The sequence below is a fragment of the Mycobacterium shinjukuense genome (genome assembly GCF_010730055.1).
Taxonomy (GTDB): Bacteria; Actinomycetota; Actinomycetes; order Mycobacteriales; family Mycobacteriaceae; genus Mycobacterium; species Mycobacterium shinjukuense.
Window position 1 is genome coordinate 35,774 of record NZ_AP022575.1, and the last position, 24,932, is coordinate 60,705.

Annotated in this window: 23 protein-coding genes, 1 pseudogene and 1 riboswitch; of the genes and pseudogenes, 10 read left to right on the forward strand and 14 right to left on the reverse strand. The window is 69.4% G+C overall.

Annotation, left to right across the window (positions count from 1 at the left end; genetic code table 11):
- Window positions 1–51: 51 nt before the first annotated feature.
- The 4 genes from G6N20_RS00160 to G6N20_RS00175 all read right to left on the reverse strand — a co-directional run bounded on the left by G6N20_RS00160 (window position 52) and on the right by G6N20_RS00175 (window position 3,311).
- The gene (locus tag G6N20_RS00160) at window positions 52–1,119 is read right to left on the reverse strand and encodes a transglycosylase family protein (RefSeq protein ID WP_163662665.1); all 1,068 of its coding nucleotides are present in this window, start codon (window positions 1,117–1,119) and stop codon (window positions 52–54) included.
- 9 nt (window positions 1,120–1,128) lie between these two features.
- Window positions 1,129–1,321, reverse strand: a riboswitch (cyclic di-AMP (ydaO/yuaA leader).
- A gap of 238 nt (window positions 1,322–1,559) precedes the next feature.
- Entirely contained in the window at window positions 1,560–1,838 is a 279-nt protein-coding gene (locus G6N20_RS00165) for a MoaD/ThiS family protein (protein WP_083051142.1), read from the reverse strand.
- 4 nt (window positions 1,839–1,842) lie between these two features.
- Window positions 1,843–2,925: a GTP 3',8-cyclase MoaA gene (gene moaA, locus G6N20_RS00170; RefSeq protein WP_083051145.1), complete on the reverse strand. Its 1,083-nt coding sequence runs from the start codon at window positions 2,923–2,925 to the stop codon at window positions 1,843–1,845.
- Window positions 2,922–3,311, reverse strand: coding sequence for a YccF domain-containing protein (locus tag G6N20_RS00175; RefSeq protein ID WP_083051148.1), 390 nt, complete (start codon window positions 3,309–3,311; stop codon window positions 2,922–2,924). The genes moaA and G6N20_RS00175 overlap by 4 nt, the downstream gene beginning before the upstream one ends.
- A 162-nt stretch (window positions 3,312–3,473) precedes the next feature.
- On the opposite strand from G6N20_RS00175, the gene G6N20_RS00180 reads away from it, so the two are divergent.
- Window positions 3,474–3,881 (forward strand): cold-shock protein, encoded by a 408-nt coding sequence (locus tag G6N20_RS00180; RefSeq protein ID WP_083051150.1) that lies wholly within the window; start codon window positions 3,474–3,476, stop codon window positions 3,879–3,881.
- Between the two features lie 207 nt (window positions 3,882–4,088).
- Here G6N20_RS00180 and G6N20_RS00185 read toward each other — a convergent pair whose 3' ends face one another.
- Window positions 4,089–5,939 (reverse strand): PE family protein, encoded by a 1,851-nt coding sequence (locus tag G6N20_RS00185; RefSeq protein ID WP_083051152.1) that lies wholly within the window; start codon window positions 5,937–5,939, stop codon window positions 4,089–4,091.
- 363 nt (window positions 5,940–6,302) lie between these two features.
- Between G6N20_RS00185 and G6N20_RS00190 the strand changes: the two genes are divergently transcribed.
- Both G6N20_RS00190 and G6N20_RS00195 read left to right on the forward strand, forming a co-directional pair.
- Entirely contained in the window at window positions 6,303–8,255 is a 1,953-nt protein-coding gene (locus G6N20_RS00190) for an acyl-CoA dehydrogenase family protein (protein WP_083051154.1), read from the forward strand.
- Between the two features lie 8 nt (window positions 8,256–8,263).
- Window positions 8,264–8,958, forward strand: a pseudogene (locus G6N20_RS00195) (glutathione S-transferase C-terminal domain-containing protein); the annotation flags it as partial.
- 132 nt (window positions 8,959–9,090) lie between these two features.
- Here G6N20_RS00195 and G6N20_RS00200 read toward each other — a convergent pair.
- The 3 genes from G6N20_RS00200 to G6N20_RS00210 all read right to left on the reverse strand — a co-directional run bounded on the left by G6N20_RS00200 (window position 9,091) and on the right by G6N20_RS00210 (window position 13,884).
- Window positions 9,091–11,664, reverse strand: a complete 2,574-nt coding sequence (locus G6N20_RS00200) for an SEC-C domain-containing protein (protein ID WP_232065394.1) — start codon at window positions 11,662–11,664, stop codon at window positions 9,091–9,093.
- Between the two features lie 88 nt (window positions 11,665–11,752).
- On the reverse strand, window positions 11,753–12,235 hold the full coding sequence (locus G6N20_RS00205; RefSeq protein ID WP_083051159.1) for a DUF2771 domain-containing protein: 483 nt from the start codon (window positions 12,233–12,235) through the stop codon (window positions 11,753–11,755).
- Window positions 12,232–13,884, reverse strand: a complete 1,653-nt coding sequence (locus G6N20_RS00210; protein ID WP_142272165.1) for an MFS transporter — start codon at window positions 13,882–13,884, stop codon at window positions 12,232–12,234. Before G6N20_RS00210 ends, G6N20_RS00205 begins: the two co-directional genes overlap by 4 nt.
- A gap of 138 nt (window positions 13,885–14,022) precedes the next feature.
- On the opposite strand from G6N20_RS00210, the gene G6N20_RS00215 reads away from it, so the two are divergent.
- Entirely contained in the window at window positions 14,023–14,832 is an 810-nt protein-coding gene (locus tag G6N20_RS00215; RefSeq protein WP_083051163.1) for a DUF3027 domain-containing protein, read from the forward strand.
- Here G6N20_RS00215 and G6N20_RS00220 read toward each other — a convergent pair.
- A complete protein-coding gene (locus tag G6N20_RS00220; RefSeq protein WP_083051166.1) occupies window positions 14,829–15,284 on the reverse strand; it encodes an SRPBCC family protein in 456 nt (151 codons plus the stop codon). The two genes, G6N20_RS00215 and G6N20_RS00220, sit on opposite strands and share 4 nt — an antisense overlap.
- Entirely contained in the window at window positions 15,253–15,594 is a 342-nt protein-coding gene (locus G6N20_RS00225) for a DUF2530 domain-containing protein (protein WP_083051168.1), read from the reverse strand. Before G6N20_RS00225 ends, G6N20_RS00220 begins: the two co-directional genes overlap by 32 nt.
- 138 nt (window positions 15,595–15,732) lie before the next feature.
- Here G6N20_RS00225 and G6N20_RS00230 point away from each other — a divergent pair, with 138 nt between their 5' ends.
- The 3 genes from G6N20_RS00230 to G6N20_RS00240 are packed head-to-tail and all read left to right on the forward strand — an operon-like array spanning window position 15,733 to window position 17,287.
- Window positions 15,733–16,164 carry an Rv0880 family HTH-type transcriptional regulator gene (locus tag G6N20_RS00230; RefSeq protein ID WP_083051170.1) on the forward strand — a complete coding sequence of 144 codons (432 nt, stop codon included), beginning with the start codon at window positions 15,733–15,735 and terminating at the stop codon, window positions 16,162–16,164.
- Window positions 16,161–17,009 (forward strand): TrmH family RNA methyltransferase, encoded by an 849-nt coding sequence (locus G6N20_RS00235; RefSeq protein ID WP_083051172.1) that lies wholly within the window; start codon window positions 16,161–16,163, stop codon window positions 17,007–17,009. The genes G6N20_RS00230 and G6N20_RS00235 overlap by 4 nt, the downstream gene beginning before the upstream one ends.
- Complete coding sequence (locus tag G6N20_RS00240; protein WP_163662668.1) at window positions 17,006–17,287, forward strand: DUF2537 domain-containing protein; 282 nt, start codon at window positions 17,006–17,008, stop codon at window positions 17,285–17,287. Before G6N20_RS00235 ends, G6N20_RS00240 begins: the two co-directional genes overlap by 4 nt.
- A gap of 70 nt (window positions 17,288–17,357) precedes the next feature.
- Here the strand turns inward: G6N20_RS00240 and sepH are convergent, their stop codons facing one another.
- Both sepH and serC read right to left on the reverse strand, forming a co-directional pair.
- Window positions 17,358–18,122 (reverse strand): septation protein SepH, encoded by a 765-nt coding sequence (gene sepH, locus G6N20_RS00245; protein WP_083051175.1) that lies wholly within the window; start codon window positions 18,120–18,122, stop codon window positions 17,358–17,360.
- 119 nt (window positions 18,123–18,241) lie between these two features.
- Window positions 18,242–19,372: a phosphoserine transaminase gene (gene serC / locus G6N20_RS00250; protein ID WP_083051177.1), complete on the reverse strand. Its 1,131-nt coding sequence runs from the start codon at window positions 19,370–19,372 to the stop codon at window positions 18,242–18,244.
- Window positions 19,373–19,550: 178 nt separating this feature from the next.
- Here serC and G6N20_RS00255 point away from each other — a divergent pair, with 178 nt between their 5' ends.
- The gene (locus G6N20_RS00255) at window positions 19,551–20,573 is read left to right on the forward strand and encodes an AurF N-oxygenase family protein (protein ID WP_083051179.1); all 1,023 of its coding nucleotides are present in this window, start codon (window positions 19,551–19,553) and stop codon (window positions 20,571–20,573) included.
- 16 nt (window positions 20,574–20,589) lie between these two features.
- The gene (locus G6N20_RS00260; RefSeq protein WP_083051182.1) at window positions 20,590–22,320 is read left to right on the forward strand and encodes an FAD-dependent oxidoreductase; all 1,731 of its coding nucleotides are present in this window, start codon (window positions 20,590–20,592) and stop codon (window positions 22,318–22,320) included.
- Here the strand turns inward: G6N20_RS00260 and G6N20_RS00265 are convergent.
- Window positions 22,317–22,775, reverse strand: a complete 459-nt coding sequence (locus G6N20_RS00265; RefSeq protein ID WP_083051192.1) for a VOC family protein — start codon at window positions 22,773–22,775, stop codon at window positions 22,317–22,319. The two genes, G6N20_RS00260 and G6N20_RS00265, sit on opposite strands and share 4 nt — an antisense overlap.
- A gap of 198 nt (window positions 22,776–22,973) precedes the next feature.
- The gene (locus G6N20_RS00270) at window positions 22,974–24,128 is read right to left on the reverse strand and encodes a citrate synthase 2 (RefSeq protein WP_083051184.1); all 1,155 of its coding nucleotides are present in this window, start codon (window positions 24,126–24,128) and stop codon (window positions 22,974–22,976) included.
- Window positions 24,129–24,199: 71 nt separating this feature from the next.
- Between G6N20_RS00270 and pdxH the strand changes: the two genes are divergently transcribed.
- Entirely contained in the window at window positions 24,200–24,859 is a 660-nt protein-coding gene (pdxH, locus tag G6N20_RS00275) for a pyridoxamine 5'-phosphate oxidase (RefSeq protein ID WP_083051186.1), read from the forward strand.
- Window positions 24,860–24,932: the final 73 nt, after the last annotated feature.

Consider the following 24,932-nt stretch of genomic DNA (forward strand, 5'->3'; position numbering starts at 1 on the left):
GCTACGTCATCCGGATGCGGCGGGCCGACCGCCTCGACCGTGTCCGCCGCCTCAGCTCAGGACGGATGGGCGCGCGAGTGCGTCCAACGCATCGTTGCCGCTGATGTCCTGCGCCCGGATCGCGTCCCACAGTCTCTTCGTGTAGGCGACGTTGGCGACCTGGTGGATTTCCACCGGCGCGTTGTCGACGTCGCCGGGAACCGGTTGCGGCACATCAGCCGGTTGGGGAGCCGGGTCGGCAGGCTGCCAATCGGTTTCGATGATTGCCGGGGCGGGGGCGGGCGCCAGGTCCGCGGGGGCGGGCGCCAGGTCCGCCGGGGCGGGCGCCACATCACCAGGAGCGGGTGCCAGATCTGCGGGGACGGGCTGCGCCAGGTCCGCCGGGGCGGGCGCCACATCACCAGGAGCGGGTGCCAGATCTGCGGGGACGGGCTGCGCCAGGTCTGCGGGGACGGGCTGCGCCAGGTTCGCCGGGGCGGGCGCGAGGTCCGCGGGAGCCTGTGGCAGGTCCACCGCCGGCGCGAGTGCTGCCGGGTCGGCCGCCGGGATGGGCTCGCCCAGCGCGGCTGGCAGGTCGTTGCCGGCCGGCTGAACCGCGGGGGCCGGGTCAGCGGGTGCCAACTCCACAGGCACGGGTGCCTCGGCGGAGGCGGGCGCGTCGGCCGGCGGTGCGGCCAGCGCCGCGGGCTCACCGTTAACCGCGGGCGCGTCCAGCGGCGCGTCCATCGCGGCAGGGGCAAGGACTTCGCGCGGCGTCGGGGCCGACAGCCCGCGACCACACACCGGCCAGGCGCCGCGACCCTGGGTCGCCAGCACGCGCTCGGCGACGGCTATCTGCTGTTCTCTGGTGGCCAGCTGGGCCGACGGGGCATACTGGCCACCGCCATGCGCGGCCCAGGTGCCTGGGGTGAACTGCAAGCCGCCGAGGTAGCCGTTGCCGGTGTTGATCGACCAGTTGCCGCCGGACTCGCAACGGGCTACCTGATCCCATTCGCCGTCGGTCGCCGCGGCCGCCTGGGCCGCCATGGCGATGCTGCCGCCGCCGAGCACCGCGCCGGTGAAGGCGATCTTGGCGACGCTGACGCTCGATGTCGTGGGCTTACGGTGACGTCCACTCATGCGCTCGGTGATTCCTCTCGGTACATGCCTGCGAGGTCAGCTGTCGGGTTCGGGTTGGCGTTAAGCCAGAGAGGTCACCCGGCCGCGTCGTTCTTCGTTGAGACGACGCCGGCTTCACCCCAAGGAGCCGCGAACGGCCCCGATCCGATCTCGGCGGACCACGGGTCCCCCGCCTCCATCCACGGGTCGGAATCCCTCGCCTACTGGATGGAGCTCGGCGCGTTACAGGGAGGGACGGCACGTCGCTCGGGTTGGGTTGACGAGCCTCCCGAGACGGTAGCGGTTTCAGACGATCTCGTCACGTCGGGGAAAAATGGGCGTTTCTCTCACAGTCACCCGACAAAGCCCCAGGATGGGTCGGTGTTTGCGCAGCTCATAGCAGTCGAAATCGGAGCGTGGCCGGGTTGTTATCGTTCCGTTACGTGAGATATCTCACAGCCCTAGCCGCCGGCGAATGGTGGAAGTACATCAACCGTGTCGCCGGCGGATAACGCCGTCGCATCGTCTCGGACGGCGATTCCGTCGCGCAGGTAGGAGCAACGACTCAACACCGCCGCCAGGCGAGCGCCCCGAACCGCGAGCCCGTCGACCAACTCTGCCAACGTGGCGCCGGGCCGCAGCGTCACGGTTTCCGTTTCGGTACCGGCGGCCGCCCGCGCGGCCGCAAAGTAGCGCACGGTCACCCGAATACCGGCGGGCTCGTTGGGCACGGGCGTCATCGGGTTAGCCACCGATGGCGCTCATCGGGCGCTCGGGCTGGACGAAATCGGGGTCGTTGATCCCGTGGCCGGCGGGCTTGGCCCACATGGCAGCGCGCCACGCCGCCTCGATCGCGTCGTCGCCGGCCCCGCTGCGCAGCAGGCCGCGAAGGTCGGTCTCCTCGGTGGCGAAGAGGCAGCTGCGGACTTGGCCGTCGGCAGTGAGCCGGGTGCGGTCACACGTCGAGCAGAAGGCGTGCGACACAGACGCGATCACCCCGAACTTTCCGGCCGGCGTGTTCGGGCCGGTGTCGACCAACCAGAGTTCGGCCGGGGCCGACCCGCGTGGTGCCGGGTCGGGCCGTAGCCGGAAGTGGGGCCGCAACGCGGCCAGCACGTCGTCGGCGCTTAGCGCGGCATCGCGGCGCCACCGATGGCCCGCGTCCAGCGGCATCTGCTCGATGACCCGCAATTGGTAGTCATGCGCGAGGCAGAACCGCAACAGCTCGACGACGTCCTCGCGGCCGGTGATCGGATCGAGCACGGCGTTGACCTTGACGGGTGTGAGACCGGCTTCCTTGGCGGCGGCCAAGCCGGCTAAGACGTCGGCAAGCCGGTCCCGACGGGTGATAGCGGCAAAGTGGGCCCGATCGACGCTGTCCAGCGACACATTGACCCGATCCAGGCCGGCATCGGCGAGGGCGGCTGCGCGTCGCGCCAGCCCGACGCCATTGGTGGTCAGCGAGATCTCCGGCCGGGGCCGCAGTGTGGCCGCCGCTGCGACCGCGTCTTCGAGGTGGCGGGCCAGCAGCGGCTCACCGCCGGTAAACCGGATGTTGGTGACGCCGAGGCGGGTGACGGCGATGCGCATCAGCCGGGTCAGCTCGTCGGGCCGCAGCAGTTGCCCGCCGGGTAGCCAGTCCAGGCCGTCGGCCGGCATGCAATAGCTGCACCGCAGATTGCACCGGTCGGTCAGCGACACCCGAAGATCGGTGGCGACCCGGCCGAACGCGTCCACCAAAGGGCCCGTACCGGGGACGGCCAGCGCGTCGGCACTGCCGTTGGTGCGGCCGCGCACCATCGGTAGGCCCAGAGCGGTCAGTGTCATGCGGCCACCCGTGAGTCGACTGCAACAATGTCTTTGCCCAGCGGCAGCAGCGACACCGGGATCAGTTTCAGGTTAGCCAGCGCCAGCGGGATGCCGATGATCGTGGTCGCCATCGCCGCCGCGCTGACCAGATGCCCGATGGCCAGCCAGATGCCAAACAACACCACCCAGATGACGTTGCCGACCAGGGCGCCCGTCCCGGCGGTTGGCTTGTCGACGACGGTCCGGCCGAACGGCCACAGGGCGTACCACGCGATGCGCAACGCCGCGAAGCCGAACGGGATCGTGATGATGAGCAGGACGCAGACAACCCCCGCGACCAAGTATCCGAGCGCCAACCAGAGGCCACCGAAAACCAGCCAGATAACGTTCAGGATTAGGCGCATACTTCCTCCAGCGGTAGTGCAAGCCTACCGAGCAACGGCAAAAACAGGGATGTTGGCGATCAGCTATCCGAGTAGGATTCGAGATCGTCATCGCGTCCTGCGTAGCCGGGACGCGTCTTGTGTTGCAGCCCCGATGATTTATCAGACAAGCAGGTGAGAGCAGTGCCGACCGGCAAGGTGAAGTGGTACGACCCCGAGAAGGGGTTCGGCTTCCTGTCGCAGGAAGACGGCGAGGACGTCTATGTCCGTTCCTCGGCGTTGCCCGCCGGTGTCGAGGGTCTCAAGGCGGGCCAGCGCGTGGAGTTCGGCGTTGCTACCGGGCGACGCGGCCCGCAGGCGTTGAGTCTGAAACTGCTCGATCCGCCGCCGAGCCTTTCCCGCACGCGTCGTGAGGCGGCGACCGAGCACAAGCACAGCCCCGATGAGCTGCACGGCATGGTCGAGGACATGATCACGTTGCTGGAAAGCACGGTCCAGCCGGAACTACGCAAGGGGCGATACCCGGATCGCAAGACGGCCCGGCGGGTGTCCGAGGTGGTCAAGGCGGTCGCGCGGGAGTTCGAAGCCTAACGATCGCCGTTGCTGCGGCCGGCCGGCACGCTGGGGGGGCGATGCGGGCATCGCGTCGGTCCGGTGGTTGGCCGGCGGCCGGCCGCCGAGACTCCGATCGCTCGGCGCCGGCGGAGCTGGCACCGTCGCCGGCGCTGGGGGAGCTGCTCTATCGATTCCCCGGGCGTGCATCGGTCACCGCGCTCGGTTTGACGAGACGGCAGCCGGTTAGCCGGGTCGGCCGGGTCGGCCGGAGTTGCCCGGGTTGCCGGGGTTGCCCGGATTGCCGTTGGTGTTTTTCCCGGAGCCGGCTTCGCCACCGGCACCGGCGGCGCCGGCGGCACCGCCGGCACCGCCCGCACCCGCGGCACCAACGCCACCGTCGCTGCCCGCGTGGCCGATCAGCCCGCCGGTCCCGCCCCTGCCGCCGAGGGCACCGCCGGCGCCGCCGTTGCCGCCCCTGCCGCCGTTGCCGCCGTCGCCGCCGGTATTGCCATCGCCGCCAAACCCTTGACCAAGACCACTATTGGTGCCGGCACCGCCGGCACCCCCCGCGCCGCCGGCACCGCCGGCGCCGCCGGCCCCGCCGGCACCGGCCGTGCCGCCGACACCACCGGCACCGCCGTTGCCGATGAGCAGCCCACCGGCACCACCGTCACCGCCCTGTCCGCCGATACCACCGTTGCCGCCGGTGCCGAGGGCGTTGCCGCCGTTCCCGGCCGTGCCGCCATCGCCCCCAAACGCTTTGCGCAGAAGGCTGGTGCTGTCGCTGTGGCCGTCGCCGCCGTCGCCGCCGTCGCCGCCGGCGCCACCCGGGGCACCGGAACCACCGGTACCACCGGTTCCGCCCGCACCGCCGGCGCCGCCGTCGCCAACCAGCAGCCCGCCCCGGCCACCGGCGCCCCCGGTACCGCCCGCACCGCCGGGGCCGCCGGAAATGGCGCTGTCAAAACCGTTGCCGCCGGTGCCGCCGTTACCGGCTACCGCATTGCTCGGGGAGTTGGTGCCCGCATGGGCGTCCCCGCCTCTGCCGCCGGCGCCGCCAGCGCCGCCGGGGGCCTGGGCGTTACCGCCATTGCCGCCGGTACCCCCTTGGGCGAAATTGCCGAAGGAATCGGCGCTGCCGCCGGCGCCGCCGGCGCCGCCATAGGCGCCGTTGCCCCCGATACCGCCGCTACCTCCAAGGGCGTCGCCGCCACCGGTCGAGGTGGCGTTCCCGCCGCGCCCGCCATCGCCGCCGCTCGTTACGGCGTCGCCGGGATCGCCGGGGCCACCGACTCCGCCAAATGCGGTGGCACCTGAGGTGGTCTTGTCGGCGCCGGCCGTGCCGGTTCCGGCGGTGCCGGTGGGGGCCGGGTTGACGCCGTCCTCCCCGGCCGCCCCGGTACCGCCCTGCCCGCCGGCTCCGCCGTTCCCGAACAGATAGGCGTTGCCGCCGGCGCCGCCCAGCGCGCCGATGCCGCCGTTGACGCCCGCTACCCCGGTGCCCCCCAGCCCGCCGGCCCCGCCATCGCCGTACAACCACCCGCCGTTGCCACCGATACCGCCGGCCGCGCCGGGCCCGCCGGCCCCGCCGGCCCCACCATGGCCGATCAACCCCGCGCTGCCGCCCGCACCGCCGGCCTGGCCGACCCCGCCCGATCCGCCGTTGCCGCCGTTGCCGAACAGCAGGCCGCCGGGCCCGCCGGCCTGCCCGGTGCCCGGCGCGCCATCGGCGCCGTTGCCGATCAGCGGGCGCCCCAGCAGCGTCTGGGTGGGCGCATTGATCAGATCCAGCGCTTGCTGTATCGGCGAGGCGTTTGCGGCCTCGGCGCTGGCATACGCGCCCGCACCGACGTTCAAGGCCTGCATGAACCGCTCATGGAACGCGGCCGCCTGCGCGCTGAGCGTCTGATAGGCCTGGGCGTGCCCGGAAAACAGCGACGCCACCGCCGCCGACACCTCGTCGGCCCCGGCGGCTAGCACTCCGCTGGTCGGGCCTAGCGCCGCAGCATTGGCCACCGTCAACGCCGAGCCGATCGTCTCCAATTGGGTTGCCGCCGCTGCCATCGCCTCCGGGGCCGCCAGCACGTAAGACATCGTTGTCCTCCCAAGGGGTCACCATTGACCGATCGGCAATAACAAACGCTAGCGCGATCATGCTGTGACGTCACGACTTTCCATTTGTCCCCCAATTCCCGTAGCGGTAGCCCTTGGCGGATTGGGGTAGGCGGTCGAGTGGCGTCCCGCGGTCGCTCTGTGTTGGCTCGCCGCAGCCAAGGCGGCGCCGGCTGCCGGGGTCGCACAAGCCGGCGGGACACTACGTCGCACACTACGTCGCGGCCAAGCCGACGGTCTTGGCGCAAAAGCTACCGGCGCGTAACTTCGACATCGATACGTCGTAGTATTCGGGCAGGCGGCGGTAGTCAAGCCTCGATCTGACTCGTCAACAAGGAGGCGGCGATGGCACAGCAAGCGCAGGTCACCGAGGAGCAAGCCAGAGCCCTCGCCGAGGAGTCTCGCGAAAGTGGTTGGGACAAACCATCTTTTGCCAAAGAACTGTTCCTCGGTCGGTTTCCGTTGGAGCTCATTCACCCGTTTCCCAAGCCGTCCGACGCGGAGGAGGAGCGAACCAACGCGTTCCTCGACAAGTTGCGGGAATTCCTGGACACCGTGGACGGCAGCGTCATCGAGCGCGACGCCCTGATTCCCGACGAATACGTGAAGGGCCTGGCCGACCTGGGCTGCTTCGGCATGAAGATACCGTTCGAATACGGCGGCTTGAACATGTCACAAGTCGCCTACAACCGCGCGCTGATGATGGTTTCGACGGTGCATCCCAGCCTCGGGGCACTGTTGTCGGCGCATCAGTCGATCGGGGTGCCCGAACCACTCAAGCTGGCCGGGACCCCGGAGCAGAAGCAGCAGTTCTTGCCGCGATGCGCCGCCGGCGCGATATCGGCGTTTCTGCTCACCGAACCGGACGTGGGCTCTGATCCGGCGCGCATGGCGTCGACGGCCACGCCGATCGAGAACGGGCAGGCCTACGAGCTAGAGGGCGTGAAGTTGTGGACCACCAACGGTGTGGTCGCCGAGCTGCTGGTGGTCATGGCCCGGGTGCCCAAGAGTGACGGGCACCGCGGGGGAATCAGCGCCTTTGTCGTGGAGGCCGATGCACCGGGGATCACCGTGGAGGCGCGCAACAACTTCATGGGACTGCGCGGTATCGAAAACGGCGTGACCCGGCTCCATCGCGTCCGAGTGCCCCGCGAAAACCTGATCGGCAGGGAAGGCGACGGCCTGAAGATCGCGCTGACCACGCTCAACGCCGGACGGCTGTCGTTGCCCGCGATAGCAACCGGGGCCGCCAAGCAGGCGCTGAAAATCGCCCGGGAATGGTCTAGCGAGCGGGTGCAGTGGGGCAAGCCGGTCGGCAAGCACGGCGCGGTGGCCAGCAAGATCTCGTTCATCGCCGCCACCAACTACGCGCTCGACGCGGTGGTCGAGCTGTCCAGCCAGATGGCCGACGAAGGCCGCAACGATATCCGGATCGAGGCGGCGCTGGCCAAGCTGTGGTGCAGCGAGATGGGCTGCCTGGTCGCCGACGAGCTGCTGCAGATCCGCGGTGGCCGGGGCTACGAAACCGCCGGGTCCCTGGCCGCTCGCGGTGAGCGCGCGGTGCCCGTCGAGCAAATGGTGCGGGACCTGCGGATCAACCGCATCTTCGAGGGATCCAGTGAGATCATGCGGCTGCTCATTGCGCGGGAAGCCGTCGACGCGCACCTGACCGCCGCCGGTGATCTCGCCAACCCGAAGGCCGATTTGCGCCAGAAGGCCGCGGCGGCGGCCGGTGCCAGCGGCTTCTACGCAAAGTGGTTGCCGAAACTGGTTTTTGGCGAGGGCCAACTTCCCACGACGTACCGCGAGTTCGGCGCCCTGGCGACACACCTGCGCTTTGTCGAACGCTCCGCACGCAAATTGGCCCGCAACACCTTCTACGGGATGGCGCGCTGGCAAGCCAGCCTGGAGCACAAGCAAGGGTTTCTCGGGCGGATCGTGGATATCGGCGCGGAGCTGTTCGCGATGTCCGCGGCGTGCGTTCGCGCCGAGGCGCAGCGAGTTGCCGACCCGGTCGAAGGTGAGCAGGCATACGAACTGGCCGACGTCTTCTGCCAGCAGGCCACACTGCGGGTGGAGGCGCTGTTCCACGCGCTATGGGCCAACACCGACAGCAGCGACGTTCGGCTGACAAACGACGTGCTGGAGGGCCGTTACACCTGGCTGGAGCAGGGGATAATCGATCAGTCCGAAGGCACCGGCCCCTGGATCGCGCACTGGGAACCGGGTCCGTCCACCACGACCAATCTGGCTCGACGGTTTCTGACGGCGTCACCATCCACCGGGGCGAAATTGTAAGGGGCCGTATGGCTCCCTATGTTTCCTGGACCGGCGAATTCGACCGCGACACCACCTACATCACCACCCGCATCACCGCCGACGGGCGGGACGGCTATCCGGTCGAGCCGGGCCGGTATCGGCTGGTGGTTGCCCGCGCGTGTCCGCGGGCCAACCGCACCATCATCGTCCGGCGGCTGCTGGGCCTGGAAGATGTTCTCTCCATAGGGTTTGCGGTCCCACTCATGACCAGCGCAGTTGGACGTTCGACCTGGATCCCGGGGGTGTGGACCCGGTGCTCAAGATCCCACGGCTGCAAGACGCCTATCTCAAGCGGTTTCCGGATTACCCCAAAGGCATCACCGTCCCGGCGATTGTGGACGTCCCATCCGGCGCGGTGGTCACCAACGATTTCGCGCAGATGACCCTGGACTTTTCCATCGAGTGGACCGCATATCACCGCGACGGCGCGCCACGGCTGTACCCCGAGGAGTTGCGGGCCGAGATCGACGAGGTGAGCGCAAGGATCTACACCGAGATCAACAGCGGGGTGTACCGATGCGGCTTTGCGGGCACCCAGGAGGCATATGACGCGGCGTATGACCGTCTGTTCACCGCGCTGGATTGGGTGCGCGATCGCCTCACCGACCAGCGATACCTGGTGGGTGACACCATCACCGAGGCCGATGTGCGACTGTTCACCACTCTGGTTCGCTTCGACCCGAGCGGGAAGTGTTGGGAGGCAAGCTGACGCGCCGAACGTGCAACCACGGCGGCCTCGCCCGGCGTGTCGCCGCCACCAGTGCACGTTCGGCGCGGCACGTGGTCTACCGGCGCGGCGCCGGGTCGACGGGCACTACCGCAAGCCGAGCGCGGCCCGTAGCCGGTCGACGTCCATGGTGCCGCGGTGGGCCGCGTCGGCGGGGAAGCTGTCGAGCAGCTTGATCAGGTCGCCGCGACGGGTGGGATCGTCGGCGGCCTGCCGCGGCGTGTGGCCGTCGAGCGCGGGGATGGGCTGGTCGAGCCACTTGGTCTCGTACTCGCGCACGAACTCGTCGAGGGCCGCGGCCAGCGCGGGGTCGTCGGGGTCGAGCGCGTCCTCGTCGGTGGTCGGCAACTGCCTGGCCAGCTCGGCGAGCTCGCGGGGGTGGTGCATCGGTCGACGGGAGTCGTCGAGCACGCTCATCGCGGGGTCCAGGCGCGCCAGGGTGGCCAGCACGCGGTCCATTCGCTTTTCGCTGTTGGCCGCCACCCGCAGGGTGTCGCCGTCGAGGACCAGCGTGGCCCGGATTCGCTGCATGCCGTCGGTGGTGATGTGCTCGAACCACCGTGGCGGGTCGTCGCCGTCTCGGTCATAGGCGTCGTCGAGCGCGGCCTCGATCCCGGTAGGGTCGCTGATCCCGACGGTGGCTTCGCAGATCGCCAGCGGGTCGCCTTCGGTGTTGGCCAGTGCGGGCGGCGCGAATCGACGGCTCAGGTATGCCACCAACGTGACCGGGTCGGGCTCGGTGTCGAGGAGGTCGATCAGCGCGTCGCGCTCGTGCAGCGCGACCGGTTCCAGCCCGCCGAAGAACAGCATCACGTCCCCCGCGGGCACCACCCGCGCGCACACCAGCTGTCCAGGCCGCAGCTGGCGGCTGGCCGCCCGCTCCCGCACCCGGTGGACGTCGCCGGTGCGCACGTCGCGCACGGTGACGCCGTGGCCGGGTTCCACCTGCTCGACCTCGAACACCGACCGCTCCACCAGCAACCATTGCTCCGCCAGCAGCCGCTCGTCGTCGGGCAGCAGCGATCCGCGGATCTGAAGAAACTCCGCGAACGCGCCGCCTTCGAACAGCACCGCGTCGATCAGCAGCGGGTCGGCCAGCGCCGCCGACAGCTCGTCAGGATCGTCGTCGGTGTGGCGGCAGCGCGCGTAGCCCACCGCGACCAGCAGCTCTTGCCAGCCCGTCAGCAGCGCGTGCTGGCCGGCTTTCGCGTACAACCAGCCGGCCCGTGTGGATAGCGGCAGCGTTTCGTGCCCGAGGTGGCATTTCTTGTATTTGCGGCCCGACCCGCACCAGCACGGCTGATTTCGGCCCAGCTCGCGGCGCGGCTCGGGCCGAAACCGTTGCAGCAGCTCCACCAGTGGGTGGTCCGGCTCGGCACCGGCGCGGCGCAGCAATGCCAACCCTCGCTCGACGTCGCCGCGGTCGGAGGCGATGCGGGCCAGGTCCAACAACACCGGCGGCCAGTCGACGTCCATCGCTTCGGCGGCCAGCAGCTCACGTTCGGCCGCGTCGATGTCGCCGAGCCGCTCGAGCGCCACCGCGTGCAGCCAGCGAAACGCCACCCGCGCCGCGCGCGGCACCTTCGGCTCCAGCAGCTCGGCGAACATGCCCAGCGCCGCCGCCCCGGTGCGGTCGACGCCGATGGTCTCGGCGAGCAGCAGCTCGGCCAGCGCCGGATCGGACAGCTTGGCCGCGAGCTCAGCGACCAGATCGGCGAATCGGTCGATCTCGGAGGCTGCCACGCGTTCGGCGGCCGCGGCCAATGCAGCCGTGGGCGACTCGTCAACGGCGGCCGCCGCCAGCGGCAGCAGCGACATCTTGTCGTACAGCCTGACCAGCGTGTACAGCGCGACGGCGTCGTCGAAGTCAAGGTCATACCGCTCGGCCAGCGCGGCGCAGCCGCGGTCGAAGTCCCATGCGGTGAAATTGAACCCGCCGGCCGCCAGCCACTGGCCGCGATGCGCCAGCCCGTGGTCGTCGACGATGTCACACAGCGGCGGTAGCGGCTGGGTGAACAGCGCCGGCTCCTCGACGCACGCCGTCCACACCGCCGCGTCGAAGTACACCGGCTCGTCGGGATCGAGTGTCGCGGCCAGCCGCGCGGCCACCGGGGCACCGTCGCCGAGCGAACGCTCGGTGACCCGCTCGACCACAAGTCCCTGTTCGGTCAGCCGCACGCCAACCAGGTCGCCATCGGCCGCGCCCAACGCCGCGAGCGTGCCCGGTGCCAGCACCAGCGCGCCCGCCAGTCCGACCAGCTCGGCCGGGATGCCCCGCCGCTCGAGCAGCTCCCGGTCGAGCCCGGCCAGCGCGATTCGCGCGTCCGACCCGTCGGCGAGCCGTTGGTACTGTTCGTGCTCGCAGAGCGCGGTGATCGGGTCCAGGTCCGGAGTTACGGTGAGCAGGTCGTGGGCGGCCTCGTCCGCGCCGAGCCGGTGGGTGAACACCCGCCCGGCCAACAGGGCGGGCAGCCACACCCACCGGTCGTCGACCAATTGCCTTGCCGGACAATCGGTTTCGTCGAGGACCTGGTCCAGCACGGTGTCCGGATCGACGACGCCGCCCTCCCGCAACCGTGCGGTGATGTCGTCTTCGTCCAATGGGCCGTGGTCGGCCAAGATCTTGGCAAGGGTCTGGGTCGCGTCCAAAGCTGCAGTCACGGAGACCACCCTATGCCGCCGGCGCCGAGCGCCGGCCTGCCGGGCGCGATTGTCCGGGGTGTAGTGTCCGACAGCTCGACGTTCGACGCTAGAAGACGAGGCGCACAGACCATTCCGCATGCGGAACGTCGCGTAGTTCCCCGGAGGGATCGACCACCAACGTCAGCAATTGGACGACGATCCCGCTCAGGCGTCCACGTTGCGGGTCGACGGTGCGGATGGTGACCGCCAGCCGGGTGTCGGGTCGAAACAGGGTGGTGGTGGTGTTCGCGGGGTCCTGGTAAACCCGCAGCAAGCGCCACGGCGCGCGGGAGATGGCCCGGGGCACGGACAGTTGCACCGGGTAGCGTTCGCTCACTGGGAGTTCGCCCTGGGCCTGCGGTGTCTGACAGTCGTCGAGGTTGAGCACGTTGCAATACAGGTACGGCCCCACCCGGGTCAGGTGCCCATGCGAGTAGACGCTGATCACCGGCCGCGGCGGAGCGGACTGGCGCACCAGCAGCCACGCGCCCAGCCCGGCCGCGGCGGCCAGCAGCAGCACCACCGCCGCGACCGGCACAACGCGTTTCACCTGGGCATCACCGGCGCGCCGCGCCGGATGTCCTCCTGCTCGGCCATCACCGGGCGGTTACCTCCCAGGCCGGGGATCAACGAGTCACCGTGGAAGCTGACGATGGTTTGCGCCAGTCCCAGGATCAGCAGGGCGCTGACCGCGGTGAAGCCGACCCACAACTCGGTGTAGACCAATACGCCCAGCGCGCCGCCGAGCACCCAGGCCAGCTGCAGCGTCGACTCCGAACGCCCGAACCCCGATGCCCGCGACTCCTCGGGCAGATCGTGCTGCAGCGAGGCGTCCAGTGACGCCTTCGCGACCGCGCTGGATCCCGAGGTGATCAGGGTGGCGATGGCGGCCATCAGCCAGTTGCCGGCCACGGCGGCCGCCGCCGCCAACGCGGTGACCACCACGGTGCAGCGCACCACCAGCACCGCGGGCCTGCCCAGTTGCAGCCGGGCGCTGGTGAAGTTCCCGGCGAAATTTCCGATCGCCGCGGCCGCGCCGATGATGCCCAGCATGGACAGCTGCACCCACCCGTCGGCGTCGTGCGCCTTGGCGACAAACGCCGGATACAGGAACAGGAAGCCGACCATCACCTTGATGGTGCAGTTTCCCCACAACGACGTGATGATGTTGCGCCCCAACGGCTGTCGAAGCGTTCCACCGACCTTTTTGACTTCCTCGGGCCGGCCGCGCCGCACCGGGCCGCTGTGGCGGTGATAGCTCAGGGTCGCCGGGACTTCACCGGTGGTCACCTCGACCCAGCCGGGAATGCGCATCGAGAGCGCAGCCCCCGCGATCGTGATCGCGACGACGACGAACAACGCGCCGGGCAGCTCCAGCAGGTGGGTGCCCACGAATTCGACGCCGGCGGCGACGGCGCCGCCGGCGATGGTGCCGCCGAGCAGGCCGAACACCGTTAGCCGGGAGTTGACCCGCACCAGGTCGATGGTGGGCGGCATCACCCGTGGGGTCACCGCGCTGCGTAACACGCTGAACGACTTGGACAACACCATCATGGCCAGCGCGCAGGGATAGAGCACCCACGACGGGAAGCTCCCGGTGGCGCCGTCGTAGTTGATGATCAACACCACTGCCAACACGGTCCGAAGCCCGAATGACAATGCCAACGCAACCCGCCGGCCGTGCTGCAGCCGGTCCAGCGCCGGGCCGATGAGCGGCGCGATCACGGCGAACGGCGCGATGGTGATCAGCAGGTAGAGCGCGACTCTGGATTTGCTCTCGCCGGTGGCGGCGGCAAAGAACAGGGTGTTGGCCAAGGCCACGGCCATCGCGGAGTCGACCGCGAAGTTGGCCATCACCGGCCACGTCAGCGCGGTAAGGCCCGACTTGTCGGCCCCGTCGGCGGTGGCTGCGCGCTGTACCATCCAGTACATCCGCGAACCCATTTCGCGGCCGCGCATCGCAGCGGCGCGGGTGACGGTGATCCGTTCGCCCCTAGGGAAGCCCCGCGGTGGTGGGGGCGCGCCGGTTCGTTCAGGGGGCGGCTGCTGGCCCAGCGGCGGGAGGTAACGGTTGGCGCTGGGCATCGGCGGCGGACGGCGCGGCCGGCCGTTGTCCGGCGCGTCCACCGGGTAGTTCGCCATGCCCGGGTGTTCGTTGACCGACCCGGTTCGGGAGCGGCGGCCCGCAGGTGGGGCCACACGGCCCAGGTGATCACGCCGCCATCCAGACACGAATCAATTCTGTCCTATGCCGACTGCGCGCGTAGGAAACCGGGTGTGGCTGGCCACACGTGTCTTCCGGCAGGATGGGATTCGCAGTGCACAGAAGGGGGAATCGTGACCGGACCCACCGAGGAATCCGCCGGGGCGGCCGTGGCCGAGTGGCCCGAGGAGATGGCGGCGCTGCTCAAAGGCGCGACCGAGGCGGCCCGGGCGGCGGTCGTGGAGTTCAGCGGCGCCGAGGCGGTCGGCGACTACCTGGGTGTCAGCTACGAAGACCCCAACGCCGCCACCCACCGGTTCCTGGCGCATCTGCCCGGCTATCAGGGATGGCAGTGGGCCGTGGTGGTGGCCAGCCATGCCGGGGCCGACCACGCCACCATCAGCGAAGTGGTGCTGATCCCCGGACCCACCGCGCTGCTGGCGCCCGACTGGGTGCCGTGGGAGCGGCGGGTGCGGCCGGGGGATCTGAGCCCCGGCGACCTGCTGGCGCCGGCGAAGGATGATCCCCGGTTGGTGCCCGGCTACACCGCCAGCGGTGATCCCCAGGTGGACGAAACCGCCGCCGAGATCGGGTTGGGCCGGCGCTGGGTGCTGAGCGCCCGGGGCCGCGCCGAGGCGGCCGAACGCTGGCGTGCCGGCGACTACGGCCCCAACTCGGCAATGGCGCGGGCTACCAAACGGGTGTGCCGCGACTGCGGGTTTTTCGTGCCGCTGGCCGGATCGCTGGGGGCGATGTTCGGGGTATGCGGCAACGAGTTCTCCGCCGACGGGCATGTGGTCGACAAGGAATACGGCTGCGGCGCCCATTCCGACACGCCCGCCCCCCCGGGGAGCGGTTTACCGAGGTATGAGCCGTATGACGACGGCGTGCTCGACATTATGGAGACACCGGCCGCGGAGACGTCGGCCGAGTCGTCGGATTAGCCTTGCTCGGCGGCCGCCTTGATCCGTACCAGCGAGGTGTCCATGCCGTCGACCAGTTCGCGTTCGAAGTGGTCGGTGCCGCCCAAGAAGACGTTCACCGACATGCTCGAGAACGCGCTGACGCCGTTTTCAGCGTGGCGGCTCTCGGTCAGTCGGGTGCCCTCCCCGACTGGCTCGAGTTCGTAACTCCAGACGGTGCGGTTGGTGTCGACCCGAAACGCCAGCTTCCTTTCCGGGATCACTTCCACCACCGTGCACGTGGTTGGCCAGAACAGCCGGTTGCGACGGTTGACGTTGAGCGTGCGGGTGCCCGGGCGTAGCGCGCCAAACTGCTTCATCCAACGGCACTGCGGGCTCCACTGGGGCATTCGCCGCAAGTCGGATATCAGCGCCCACACCTTCGAGGGCGGCGCGTCGATGTCAATCTGTGTTTGCAGGAGCGGGGCTACCATTCGTCCTCCCGGGCGGGTCAGCGTGGTTCGACGGTGGTTTGGCACGAGAGAGGGTTTCGAGTCCGGCTTGTGCGCCGCGAGCGCCCCGGCGGGCCGCGGCAAGCTGCCAGCAAAAGAGGCTGGTGCCCAGCATCCCCACCCCTAGGCCGGCCACCGTCAGCGGACGCCAGCTCTGCAGGCCCGGGACGAAAAAGGCGGCTGCCGCGGCGGCCAGCCATGCCAGGGCGCCCACCAGGATGAACGGCCACACCTCGAGCAGCGCGGGCGGCAGCGGCGGCGGCTCGGGGTTTTGGTCGGTGTTGACACCCATCACGTCTCAACATAACCCGTGTGACAATGCGGGCCGGTGCGCGGCCGGGGCCGGCATGTGGGGCGGGCTGGAAAGACCGGGGCCCATCGTTTGCCGATTGAGGTGCCCCGTGCTGAGGTTCCGATGTAACCTCGCGCTGTGCCTGACAGCGATGCACGGCTGGCCAGCGATTTGTCGTTGGCGGTCATGCGGCTGGCGCGGCAATTGCGGTTCCGGAACCCGTCGTCGCCGGTTTCGCTGTCTCAGCTGTCGGCGTTGACCACGTTGGTCAACGAAGGCGCGATGACGCCCGGTGCGCTGGCGATCCGTGAGCGGGTCCGACCGCCGTCGATGACCCGGGTGATCGCCTCCCTGGCCGACATGGGCTTCGTGGTCCGCGTTCCGCACCCCGTCGACGGCCGGCAGGTACTGGTCTCGGTGTCGAAATCCGGCGCCGAGTTGGTCCAGGCGGCCCGTCGCGCTCGCCAGGAATGGCTGGCCGAGCGACTCGCGACGCTAGACAGCGGCCAACGTGACATCCTGCGCTCCGCCGCCGATCTGATCTCGGCCCTGGTCGACGACAGCCCGTGAGCGCACCCGGTCGTGTCCCCGATGTCGACGTTCAGGATGTCAACGATCCCGACGACCCGCGGCTGGACAGTTTCCGTGACCTCAACAGTGTCGACCGCCGACCGGACCTGCCGACCGGCAAGGGGTTGGTGATCGCCGAGGGCGTCCTGGTGGTGCGGCGCATGCTGGCGTCCCGGTTCACCCCGTTCGCGCTGCTCGGCACCGACCGCAGGCTGGTCGAGCTCGGCGACGATCTGGCCGCGGCCCGTGGTGTCGACGCGCCCTACTATCGAGTGTCCGCCGATGTCATGGCCAGGGTGGTCGGCTTCCACCTCAATCGGGGGGTGCTAGCCGCCGCGCGCCGGGTACCGGAGCCCCGCGTTGCCCAGGTGATCGCCGGCGCCCGCACCGTCGCGGTGCTCGAAGGCGTCAACGACCACGAGAACCTGGGCTCGATCTTCCGCAACGCGGCGGGGCTGGGTGTGGATGCGGTGGTATTCGGCAGCGGCTGCGCGGATCCGCTCTACCGTCGCGCGGTCCGGGTGTCGATGGGTCACGCGTTGCTGGTGCCGTATGCGCGGTCGCGCGACTGGCCGGCCGACCTGCGGATGCTGCGCGAACACGGCTTCCGGCTGTTGGCGATGACGCCACGCGGCGATACCTGCACGCTGCCGGAGGCGATGGCCACGGTGCGGGATCAACGGATCGCGTTGCTGGTAGGCGCCGAGGGGCCGGGGTTGACGGCGGCGGCCCTGCGGCTCAGCGACCTGCGGGTGCGCATCCCGATGTCGCGCGGCATCGACTCGCTCAACGTGGCGACGGCCGCCGCACTGGCTTTCTACGAGCGGGTCAGGCTCGCCCGATGAACCACGAGCGTGGCCAATCTACGCCCTGGGCAACGGGTTTGGCGGTCGCCGGGTTTGTCGCCGCGGTCATCGGTGTCGGGGTTGTGGTGTTGAGCCTTGGGCTGATCCGGGTGCATCCGTTGTTGGCGCTCGGTCTCAACATCGTGGCTGCCGGGGGGCTGGCGCCGACCTTGTGGGGGTGGCGACGCACCCCGGTGCTGCGCTGGTTTGTGCTCGGCGCCGGGCTAGGTGTGGCGGGCGCCTGGCTGGCGCTGCTCGCGTCGACGGTGCTGGGGTAGCTCTGGCGAGCAGACGCAAAAGCCCCCGAAAACACCGGTTTTCGGGGGCTTTTGCGTCTGCTCGCCAGGCCTAGCCCCGTCCGCCGGTGCGCACCCCGAGCAGCACATCCTCCCAGGCCGGAACCGCGGGCTTGCCCCGTCGGCCGCTCGCCGACGGTTCGGACGGCGCGGCGGGCGCCGGGCGCGCAGGGTGCTGGACGGCATCGAAGGCGAGGTGCGCCACCGGCGCCAGCGGCCGCAGCGGAGGTTTGAAGTCGGGGTCGATCAGCTCACTGGCCGCATCGTCGATCGCGGTCACCGTTCCGCCGTGGGAGCCGGGAGTGAAGCGGAAATGCGCGACATTGTCGGAACGCCCCGCCTGCCACGCCAGGCGCACCGTCCAGCGGCTGTCTTCGTTGCGCCAGGCGTCCCAGCTGAGTCCGTCGGTTCGCAGGCCACGGGTCACGAATGCGGAGGTGACGGTCTCCAGCAGGGTCAGCACCGCGGGACCGTCGGCCAGGAGTGGGTGCGCGGCCGTTGCCAGCTCGGCGGCGCGCGCCCGCTCCAGCAACACCGGGTGGGCGAACCGCTTGATCCGCGCGATGTCGGAGCCGGACGCCGCGGCCACCTGTTCGACCGAGGCGCCGGCCCGGATCCGAGCCTGAATTTCCTTGGGGCTCAGCATGTTGGTGACATCGATGGCGAGCTGCGGCTGCTCTGGCGGGAGCGCGTCGCCACGCAAGGCTGCCCGCAGGCGCTCGTCGACTGGCAACTTGAACCGTTCGGCTGGGTTGGCGCCCTCACAGATGAGGTATGTGCCGTCGGCGTCGAGCCCGACCATTTTGAGTTCCCGCATGGCTTCTCCTCGCAGGCTCCGTGCGGATCAGCGCGGACCCACTAGCTGTGCACTTTAGTGCAGTGAACGCCCGCAGCCCGGCTGACACGCTGGTGCCGTGTGGACGCGGATGGTCGACGTCAGAGGCGTTCGACGACCCAGTCGACGCACTCGGTGAGCGCGCTGACGTCATCGGGGTCGACCGCGGGGAACATCGCGACCCGCAGCTGGTTGCGGCCGAGTTTGCGATACGGCTCGGTGTCGACGATGCCGTTGGCCCGCAGTGTGGCCGCGACCGCCGCAGCATCGACGTCGTCGGTGAAGTCGATCGTGCCCACCACCTGCGAGCGCAGCCCGGGGTCGGTGACGAACGGCGTGGTGTAGGGCCGCGCCTGCGCCCAGCAGTACAACCGCTGCGACGAGTCCGCGGTGCGCTTGACCGCCCAGTCCAAGCCGCCGTTGCCTAACAGCCAGTCGATCTGCTCGGCCAGCAGTGCCAGCGTGCCGATGGCCGGCGTGTTGTAGGTCTGGTTCTTCAGACTGTTCTCGATCGCGATGGGCAGCGACAGGAAGTCGGGGACCCAGCGGCCGGCCGCCGCGATGGCCTCCACCCGTGCCAAGGCGGCCGGGCTCATGATGGCCAGCCACAGCCCGCCGTCGCTGGCGAAGTTCTTCTGCGGCGCGAAGTAGTACGCGTCGGTCTCGGCGATGTCCACCGGCAGGCCACCGGCGGCGGAGGTGGCGTCGATGACGACCAGCGCGTCGCCGGAGCCCTCGGGGCGGCGCACCGGCACGGCGACCCCGGTCGACGTCTCGTTGTGCGCCCACGCGATGACGTCGACGGCCGGGTCGGATTGCGGCTGCGGCGCACCGCCGGGATCGGCTGTGATGACGACGGGGTCGGCGATGAACGGGTTCTTGGCGACGGCCGAGGCGAACTTCGAGCTGAACTCCCCGTAGGAGAGGTGCAGCGAGCGGGTGTCGATCAGCCCGAAGGCGGCGGCGTCCCAAAACGCCGTCGCACCGCCGTTGCCCAGAATGACCTGGTATCCCGCTGGCACCGAGAAAAGCTCCGCCAGGCCCGAGCGAACGCGCCCCACCAGGTTCTTGACCGGCGCCTGCCGGTGCGATGTGCCGAACAGTGCCGCCGCGGTGGTGGTCAGCGCCTTCAGTTGTTCGGGCCGGACCTTGGAAGGGCCCGACCCGAAGCGGCCGTCGCGGGGTTTGAGGTTGGCAGGGATCTCGAGGTGGGGGGTGAGCTGGTCGGCCATGGCCCTCAGGGTAGTGAGCGATCCTGCGTGCCGGCTGAACGGGCCATCGGCTGTGAGCGGGACCACACCTGCGCCCTCAGTGCGGGCTGTACCACCGCGGCGGAACCCGGTCTGGATAATTCCCAGTACCGCCGGTACCGTATTAATCTGTCTGCAATCCTCGTTGGGGAGGCTTTGAATGGCCAGGACGCGCATGGTTCGACGGTGGCGCCGCAACATGGAAGTGCGTGACGACCTCGAGTACGTGGAAAAGCTCGCCACACTGTCCGAGGGGTCGGTGCGGCGAAACTTCAACCCGTACACCGATATCGATTGGGGGTCACCGGAGTTCGCCGTCACCGACAACGATCCCCGGTGGATCCTGCCGGCCGCCGACCCGTTGGGCCGCCATCCGTGGTACCAAGCGCAGTCGCCGCAGCGCCAGATCGAGATCGGCATGTGGCGCCAGGCCAATGTGGCCAAGGTGGGGCTGCACTTCGAATCCATCCTGATCCGCGGCCTGATGAACTACACCTTCTGGATGCCCAACGGGTCACCGGAGTATCGGTATTGCTTGCACGAATCGGTTGAAGAGTGCAACCACACCATGATGTTCCAGGAGATGGTCAACCGGGTCGGCGCGGACGTTCCGGGAATGCCGCGTCGGCTCCGCTGGATTTCCCCCTTGGTTCCGCTGCTGGCCGGCCCGTTGCCGGTGGCGTTCTTTATCGGCGTGCTCGCCGGGGAAGAGCCCATCGACCACACCCAGAAACAGGTGCTGCGCGAAGGCAAGGCGCTGCATCCGATCATGGAGCGGGTGATGGCCATTCACGTGGCCGAGGAAGCGCGGCACATCTCGTTCGCGCACGAGTACCTGCGTAAACGGTTGCCACGGCTGACTCGGGCGCAGCGGTTTTGGATTTCGCTGTACTTCCCGCTGACCATGCGGTCGTTGTGTAACGCGATCGTGGTGCCGCCCAAGGAGTTCTGGCGGCAGTTCGACATCCCCCGCGAGGTCAAAAAAGAGTTGTTCTTCCGGTCGCCGGAGTCGCGAAAGTGGTTGCGCGACATGTTCGCCGACGTCCGGATGCTGGCCTATGACACCGGGTTGATGAATCCGATAGCTCGTCTGGTGTGGCGGATGTGCAAAATCCACGGCAAGCCGTCGCGCTACCGCAGCGAGCCGCAGCGGCAGCTGTTGGCGTCCGCGCCGGCGGCATAACCTTGACGAGTTGTCGATGCCGCACGTTATTACCCAATCGTGCTGCAATGACGGGTCTTGCGTCTTCGCGTGCCCGGTGAATTGCATCCACCCGACGCCGGACGAGCCGGGGTTCGCGACCTCGGAGATGCTCTATATCGACCCGGTGGCCTGCGTGGACTGCGGTGCCTGCGTGAACGCCTGCCCGGTCGGCGCGATCGCTCCCGACAACCGGCTGGATGTGCGGCAACTGCCGTTCGTCGAGATCAATGCGTCCTACTACGCACCGCCGGTGGCCGGGGTGAAACCACCGCCGACGTCGAAGCTGGCCCCGGTGCTTCCGGCGGCCGCGGTACATGTGGGCCGGCAACCGTTGACGGTGGCCATCGTCGGTTCTGGGCCGGCGGCGATGTATGCCGCCGACGAGCTGCTGGTCCAGCCCGGTGTCCGGGTCAACGTCTTTGAGAAGCTGCCGACGCCCTATGGGCTGGTGCGCGCCGGCGTGGCCCCGGATCACCCGAACACCAAGAGGGTCACCCAACTGTTCGACCGGGTCGCCCGCGATCGCCGCTTCCGGTTCTTCCTCAACGTCGAGATCGGCAAGCACCTCAGGCACGCGGAGTTACTGGCCCACCACCACGCCGTGCTGTACGCGGTGGGGGCGCCCAACGACCGTCGGCTGGACATCGACGGGATGGGTCTGCCGGGCACCGGCACGGCCACCGCGTTGGTCGCGTGGATCAATGGACATCCCGACTTCGCGCATCTGCCAGTCGATCTCGGCCACGAACGGGTCGTGATCATCGGCAACGGCAATGTCGCCCTCGACGTGGCGCGGGTGCTCACCGCCGACCCCGACGACCTGGCCCGCACCGACATCGCCGATCATGCGTTGCGGGCCCTGCGCAGCTCGGCGGTGCGGGAGGTGGTGATCGCCGCCCGCCGCGGGCCCGCGTACTCGGCGTTCACCCTGCCCGAGCTGGTCGGGCTCACCGGCGCCTGCGACGTGGTGCTCGACGCGGGGGACCACCGGCGGGTGCTCGACGATCGGGCAACCGTTTCGGATCCACTGACCCGGAGCAAGCTCGACGTCTTAGCGACGCTGGGTAGCCCTGGCGAGGGGGGCCCGGCGTCGGCCCCAGGAATTGGGCGCCGGCGAATCCGGCTGGCGTATCGGCTCACACCCCGGCGCGTCCTGGGTCAGCGGCGGGCCGGCGGGGTGGAGTTCGCCGTTACCGGCACCGACGAGCTGCGCCGCATCGACGCGGGGCTGGTGCTGACGTCGATCGGCTACCGCGGCAGACCGATCCGCGATCTGCCGTTCGACGAGTCGGCGGCCGTCGTCCCCAATGACGGTGGCCGCGTCGTCGACCCCGACACCGGCCAACCCGTGTCCGGGGCCTACGTCGCGGGCTGGATCAAGCGCGGTCCGACCGGGTTCATCGGCACCAACAAGTCCTGCTCCCTGCAAACCGTGCAGGCGCTGGTTGCCGACTTCAACGCGGGCAAGCTGACCGATCCGGTGGCCAAGCCGGCCGCGCTGGCCAAGCTGGTACGAGCCCGCCAGCCTGAGGTCGTCGACTCCCTAGGTTGGCGTGCCATCGATGCCGCCGAGGTTGCCCGCGGGGCTGACGACGGGCGACCGCGTGTCAAGTTCACCGCTACGGCCGACATGCTCGCGGCGGCGGCCAGCGCCCAACGGGCGTCGCCACCGGCGCGCCGCCTGCTGGCCCGGCTGCGCGATCTGGCTGAGCCGATGGTGAGCTAACCACCCGGCTGCGCCGACATGGCCTCCTGGATCTCTTCCATGCTGACCTCGCGCACCGGCTGCCCCAGCGACCAGTGGTGGCCGAACGGGTCGGCGATGACGCCGTATCGGTCTCCCCAGAACTGGTCCTCCAACGGCATCACCACGGTGGCCCCGGCGTCCACCGCCCGCTGGAACTTGGCGTCGACGTCGGTGACCGTCAGATGGATGGTGACCGGAGTACCACCCAGTGACTTCGGGGTCATCGACTTGCCGCCGCAGATCTCCGGGAAGTCGTCGTTGAGCATCACCAGGAAGCCGTTGATCTTGACCGCGGCATGAACCAGCTTGCCGTCCGGGCGGGGCACGCGTCCCAGTTCGACGGCGTCAAAAGCCTTGACGTAGAAGTCGATCGCTGCCGCGGCGTCGTCGACGACGAGATGTGGGGACACGGCGGGTTCGACGGTGATCGTCATGATGCGCTCCTTCACTTGTGGTGGCGGTACTGCTATGGCCCGGGCGGGCTCACAAGTACTGACCCCGCCCACGATGCAATGTCATCGCGCCGCGGGCAATGCGTGCACCGCCGAACGTGCAACCACGGCGGCCTCGCCCGGCGTGTCCCCGCCACCAGTGCACGCTCGACGCAGCTCACCCAAGCAACGTGGCCGTCGTCAACGCCCGTCGCCGCCGTTCGCGTCGCACACCCGCGCGGGGAGGCGAACCCGGTCCCAACCTTCGACGGATTCCGGGCTGCGCGGGCCCGGTCCCACATAAATGGCCGAGGGGCGCACCAGCTTGCCGAGCCGCTTCTGCTCGAGAATGTGGGCACACCACCCCGCGGTGCGACCACAGGTAAACATCGCCGGCATCATCTTGGCCGGCACCCGGGCGAAGTCCAGGATCACGGCCGCCCAGAACTCGACGTTGGTTTCGATCGCCCGGTCCGGGCGGCGCTCCCGCAACTCCGCCAAAGCGGCCTGTTCGAGCGCGACGGCGACCTCGTAGCGCGGCGCGTTCAACCGCTCGGCGGTCGCTCGCAGCACCCTCGCCCGGGGGTCTTCTGCGCGGTAGACCCGGTGCCCGAAACCCATCAGCTTCTCGCCGCGGTCCAGGATGCCCTTGACCAGGCCGCGGGCGTCGCCGCTGCGTTCCACCTCCTCGAGCATCGGCAGAACCCGGGCCGGAGCCCCGCCGTGCAGCGGCCCACTCATCGCCCCGATCGCCCCGGACAACGCTGCCGCCACGTCCGCGCCGGTGGAGGCGATGACACGCGCGGTAAACGTCGAGGCGTTCATGCCGTGTTCGGCGGCCGACACCCAGTAGGCGTCGATGGCCTCGACATGCCGGGGATCCGGCTCGCCTTGCCAGCGGGTCATGAAACGTGCTGTGACCGTTGAACATTCGTCAATGACACGCTGCGGGACCGCGGGCTGGTAGATGCCGCGCGCGGACTGCGCGACGTAGGACAACGCCATCACCGATGCCCGCGCCAGCTGGTCGCGGGCGGTCGCGTCGTCGGTGTCGAGCAATGGTGCGTAGCCCCAGATGGGTGCCAGCATCGCCAGCCCGGCCTGGACGTCCACCCGGACGTCGCCGGTGTGGATCGGCAGCGGGAACGGCTCGGCCGGGGGCAGCCCGTTGCCGAATTTTCCGTCCACCAGCAGGCCCCACACGTCGCCGAAGGTGACCCGGTGACGCACCAGGTCCTCGATATCGACGCCGCGGTAGCGCAGGGCGCCGCCGTCCTTGTCTGGTTCGGCAATCTCGGTGGTGAAGGCCACCACGCCTTCCAGGCCGGCGACGAAATTTTCCGGGACCACAGTCATGGCAAAAATTCTTGCACCCCTGCCGCGGGCCGACGCTACCGGCCGGTAGCAACCCCGGTAGCGTTGGCGCGATGGCAGGACCAGACGACCAGTACCTGACCGGGATGCGAGTGGAGTACGGCTCGACGGAACAGGACGGCAGCCCCGACCTGGACGCAGATTGGCTCGCCGACGGTTGGCTTGCGTTGTTCCGCAAGTGGATTGACGACGCCGAACGCGCCGGACTTGCCGAACCCAACGCCTTTGTGCTGGCGACCGTCGCGGCGGGCAGACCGGTCAGCCGATCGGTGCTGTGCAAGAGCGCCGACGAGACCGGGATCACCTTCTTCACCAACTACGATTCGGCCAAGGGCGCCGAGCTGGCGGCGACCCCGTACGCGTCGGCGACGTTCCCGTGGTATCGGCTCGGGCGGCAGGTGCACATCCGAGGCCCGGTGAGCCGGGTCGATCGGCAGCTCACCCAGCAGTACTGGGCCCAGCGGCCGCGCGGCTCCCAGTTGGGCGCCTGGGCGTCGCATCAGTCGCGCCCGATCGCCTCGCGGGCGGCGTTGCTGCACCAGCTCGCGAAGGTGACCGCCCGCTTCGCCGACGAAGCACACATCCCGGTGCCGCCGAATTGGGGTGGATACCGCATTGCACCCGAGGTTGTGGAATTCTGGCAGGGCCGGGAAAACCGGTTGCACAACCGGATTCGGGTGATCGGCGATCGCATCGAGCGGCTACAGCCGTAGCCGCCCGGCGGCCGCGTTGCTGGTCCGCAAACGTAGGTGACCAGAGCGATCAACAAACTCGACATCCTCGGCC